The sequence below is a fragment of the Alcanivorax sp. HI0083 genome, assembly GCF_001635175.1.
Window position 1 is genome coordinate 1 of record NZ_LWFX01001558.1, and the last position, 986, is coordinate 986.

1 protein-coding gene is annotated in these 986 nt (G+C 64.1%); it reads right to left on the reverse strand.

Annotated features, from left to right (window positions below):
* The coding region (locus A3754_RS23310) for an acyl-CoA carboxylase subunit beta (RefSeq protein ID WP_304439864.1) at positions 1 to 986 on the reverse strand (986 nt) is incomplete at both ends.

The window sequence follows — 986 nt, forward strand, 5'->3', positions numbered from 1 at the left end:
GGACACCAGCTTGTTGAACAGACGCTCCTGACGTCGGGGGTCGGCTGGGCCGCCAGTTCCTTGGCGAAGCCAAGCCGCACGGCGCCTTCCAGCCCCATGGCGCCGAACTCGCCGCTGGGCCAGGCCGCGATGAACAGCGGCGAATGGAAACTGCCTGCCGCCATGGCCTGGGCACCCAGACCATACCCCTTGCGCAGCACGATGGTGAGAAACGGAACGGTAAGGCTGGCAGCGGCCACAAACATGCGCGACACATGGCGTACCGTTCCCTGCTTTTCCGCTTCCGGGCCGACCATGAAGCCAGGGGTGTCGCACAGGGACACCATGGGCAGGCCGAAGGCTTCGCACAGCTGCATAAAACGCGCTGCCTTGTCGCCACCCACCGCATCGATGGCACCGCCCAGGTAAGTGGGATCATTGGCGATCAATCCGAACGGTTTGCCTTCGATTCGTATCAGCGCCGTGATCATGCCCGGCGAAAAGCCCCGCCGCAGTTCCAGCACCGAGCCGCTGTCGGCAAGGGTCTCGATCACGTTGCGAATGTCGTAAACACGGGTACGCTTTTCCGGAATCTTGTGGCGCAGTTCGCGCTGGTCCGCGACCTGCCAATCCTCAACCGTGCCCTGAAAATAGGACAGGTACTGTTTGGCCACGGCCACCGCGTCGGCCTCATCGTCCACCGCGATATCCACCACGCCGGTGGCAGTGTGCATATCCACCGGGCCCACCTGTTCCGGGGTATAACGGCCCAGGCCACCGCCTTCGATCATGGCCGGACCGGCCATGCCGATGGTGGAATCCTTCGTGGCGATAATCACATCACAGCAGCCCAGCAAGGCCGCGTTACCGGCAAAGCAACGACCGGAGCCGATCCCCACCAGCGGCACCTCGCCGGACAGTTTTGCCATGGCCGCAAAGGTGGGGCAGTCCAGTCCGCCCACACCGACAAAGTCGGTATCACCGGGGCGGCCACCGCCGCCTTCGGC